Annotated in this window: 3 protein-coding genes; 1 reads left to right on the top strand and 2 read right to left on the bottom strand. The window is 72.5% G+C overall.

Translation table 11 applies throughout. The features are described 5' to 3' along the window. The first annotated feature begins 172 nt into the window (after window positions 1-172). Window positions 173-1,660: an SDR family NAD(P)-dependent oxidoreductase gene (locus tag G3I40_RS07090; protein WP_164301305.1), complete on the top strand. Its 1,488-nt coding sequence runs from the start codon at window positions 173-175 to the stop codon at window positions 1,658-1,660. Here the strand turns inward: G3I40_RS07090 and G3I40_RS07085 are convergent. Both G3I40_RS07085 and G3I40_RS07080 read right to left on the bottom strand, forming a co-directional pair. Next, window positions 1,639-2,457, bottom strand: coding sequence for an SDR family oxidoreductase (locus G3I40_RS07085; protein ID WP_164301304.1), 819 nt, complete (start codon window positions 2,455-2,457; stop codon window positions 1,639-1,641). The two genes, G3I40_RS07090 and G3I40_RS07085, sit on opposite strands and share 22 nt — an antisense overlap. Before the next feature lie 104 nt (window positions 2,458-2,561). Then, window positions 2,562-3,125 (bottom strand): HD domain-containing protein, encoded by a 564-nt coding sequence (locus G3I40_RS07080; protein WP_164301303.1) that lies wholly within the window; start codon window positions 3,123-3,125, stop codon window positions 2,562-2,564. Between the last annotated feature and the right edge of the window lie 296 nt (window positions 3,126-3,421).

Below are 3,421 nucleotides of genomic sequence, written 5' to 3'. Positions count from 1 at the left end.
GGCCGCCCGCCCGCCGCCTGGAGTCCGGGCCTCCCGCGAAGTGACCTGCGTCCCGTCACCGGAACGAGTTTGGAGACAGGGGCCCCCGCTACGTAAAATTCCGCTTTCGAAGGCTTTGACAGCGGGCGCGGATCGCGCGCGACGCGCGACACCCCAGGAAACGGCAGCGGCGATGACGGTGACAGAGGACAATCAGGCCCTCGATCAGGAGTACGGGCCCGGCATCGACCCCGAGCGGCTCGCCGTCTGCCTCAGCGTGCTCGACGAGCTCGACAAGATCGAGGTCGACCACCCCGACGCCATCGCGGTCCGGCGCGCCACCGCGGGCATCTACCGGACCGTGAAGCAGCGCCGCCGCCAGGAGCGCCGGGCCGCCAAGACCGCCCACGACAAGGCCGTCACCGAGGCGACCGCGACCGGCTCCGCCGAGCGCATCGACGACGAGACCGAGGGCCTGCTGCCCTCGTCGCAGACCGAGCAGGGACGCCTCGCGGGAATACTCCAGCGCCCGCGCTCCTGCTACACCTGCAAGACCCGGTACGTGGAAGTCGACTACTTCTACCACCAGCTCTGTCCCGACTGCGCCCGCCTGAACAGGGACAAGCGCGACGCCCGCGCCGACCTCACCGGCAAGCGCGCCCTGCTCACCGGCGGCCGCGCCAAGATCGGCATGTACATCGCGCTGCGACTGCTGCGTGACGGCGCGCACACGACGATCACCACCCGGTTCCCCAAGGACGCCATCCGCCGCTTCAAGGCGATGGAGGACTCCGCGGACTGGATCCACCGGCTCGAAGTCGTCGGCATCGACCTGCGCGACCCCGCCCAGTCCGTCTCCCTCGCCGAGCGGCTCACCGCGGCCGGCCCGCTGGACATCCTGATCAACAACGCGACGCAGACCGTACGCCGCCTGCCCTCCGCGTACGCCGCCCTGGTAGACGGCGAGAGCGCGCCGCTGCCCGCGGGCGAACTGCCCGCGCACAGCGTCATCGGCGCCTTCAACTCGGGCGCGGTCGACGGCATCGCCGCGCTGCCCATCGGCACCAGCGGCATCGACGCCCAGAAGGTCGCCGACCTCGCCCTCGTCGCGGGCAACGCGAGCGTGGCCCGGCACCTCGACGGCACGGCCATCGACGCCGGCGGCCTCGTCCCGGACGTCGTCGACACCAACACCTGGGTGCAGACCATCGACCAGATCTCCCCGGTCGAGCTGCTCGAGACCCAGCTGTGCAACTACACGTCGCCGTTCATCCTGATCAGCGCCCTGCGCCCGAGCATGGCCGAGGCCGCGAAGAAGGCGTCGAGCGGACGCGCGTACGTGGTGAACGTCTCCGCGATGGAGGGCGTCTTCGGCCGCGGCTACAAGGGCGCGGGCCATCCGAACACGAACGCCGCCAAGGCCGCGATGAACATGGTGACGCGGACCAGCGCCCAGGAGATGTTCCAGAGCGACGGCATCCTCATGACGTCGATCGACACCGGCTGGATCACCGACGAACGCCCGCACTACGACAAGCTGCGCCTGGCCGAGGAGGGCTTCCACGCCCCGCTCGACCTGATCGACGGTGCCGCCCGCGTCTACGACCCGGTCGTGCGCGGCGAGGCGGGCGAGGACGTGTACGGGGTCTTCCTGAAGGACTACGCGCCCGGCAAGTGGTGACGCAGCTGCTGCTGGACGGCGCCGCTGTCGCCCGTCGGTGAGGCGGCGCGCACCCGTGTGCCGCCGTCCACCAGGAGATCCGCGCCGGTGATCCAGGACGCCTCGTCCGACACCAGCCAGCGCACCGCACGCGCGATGTCCCCGGGCTCGCCGATCCGGCCGGTCGGCAGTCCCGCCGCCACCGCCTCCTCGGCCCGCTCCCAGACGAACCGCGCCATCTCGGTGCGCACGAGCCCGGGGGAGACCGAGTTGACCCGCACCGACGGGCCCAGTTCGCCCGCCAGTTGAGCCGTCAGGTGCAGCAGCGCCGCCTTGCTCGTGCCGTAGGCCCCCACGTGCGGGCCGACGTGGGCGGCTCCCTCGGTGCACACGTTGACGACGGCGCCGCCGTGCTCGCCCATCCAGGCCCGCCACGCGCACTGCACCAGACGCAGCGGCGCCTCCACGTTCACCGTGAACGCCGTGCGCCACGCGTCGGGGTCGGCGTCCATCAGCGGCCCGGACGGCTGGTTCGTCGCGGCGTTGTTCACGACGACGTCGACCCGGCCGTACGCCGCCACGGTCCGCTCGATGACCTCCCACAGATGCGCCGGGTCGGCGACGGACCCGGCCACGCCCACCGCGTCGGCGCCTCGCGCGCGCAGCGCCGCGACGCAGCCCCGCACACCGTCCGGGTCCCGGGCCGTCACGCACAACCGGGCGCCCGCATCGGCGAGTTCCTCGGCGATCGCCCGGCCGATACCCCGCGAGGCACCGGTCACGACGGCTGCCCTGCCGGCAAGGGGACGCGACGTCATGCGCGTACGGTCTCATGGACAGTCGGAGCTGACGACAAGTCAAACATGAGACTGTCGCGGACAATTGGTGTGGTGTTGGTGCAGGCGGCGAGCTGCCGGACGGCTCAGGGGGCGTACGCGGCGGCGGTCCGTGCCACCAGTTCGAGCACCGGGCGCCAGTCCTCCATCACCCCGGCGTCCAGACCCACCACCTTGCCCGCGTCGTCCGCCTGGCGCAGCGCCACCGCGTCCTCGGCCAGCGGGTCCGCCGCGAACGCGGCGACCTCCTGCGCCGTCATCGGGCCGCCTTGCGCGTCCAGCGTCAGCGCGCTCTGCGCCGACAGGGCGCGGCCCGGTTCGACGGCCGTGAGGTAGCGCTTGGCGGGGACGTGCAACTGCACGAGCCGCGCCACCCGCTCCCCGAGCAGCCCGCGCACCGCATGGGCCGCGCTGTCCGCGTGCCCCGCGTCGTCGCCCGGGTGGAGCCAGTGCCCGAGGTCGTGCACGAGGCCCGCGACCTGCAACTCCTTGTCGCTGGGACGCTCGCGCCGCAGCAGCGCCGCGGTCTGCAGGGCGTGGTCGTGCAGATCGACCGGATCGCCGCTGCGGTCGGGGGCGTCCCACGCGTCCCGACAGGCGTGCAGGGCCGCCATCAGTTCCTCGATGGTGCGCAGCTCGACGCGTTCCATGGCCGACTCCTCCCGAAGATCCTCCGCTGCCTGTCCGGAAGCAGACCATGGAGATCGGGCGGACACCTGACGCACCGGTCAACGGGACGTTAACGATCCCTCGTCGGTGTGGTGCAGAATTGCCGCATGCCCCGCCCCACCCGCCCCCTGCGTACGCGCACCGCCGCGTGCCCGGGGCGTCTGTTGTGGGGCGCGCTGCTGGTGGCGGTACTCGTCTCGGTCCTCGGAGTGCCGCGGTGCGCCACCGCAACGGACGCCGCGGCCCCGCCCGTCGACGTCCGCGCGGGCGCTCGGAC

Origin of the sequence: Streptomyces sp. SID14478 (assembly GCF_010548525.1) — a bacterium.
Classification (GTDB): domain Bacteria; phylum Actinomycetota; class Actinomycetes; order Streptomycetales; family Streptomycetaceae; genus Streptomyces.
This window is presented reverse-complemented; position numbering and strand designations above follow the sequence as displayed.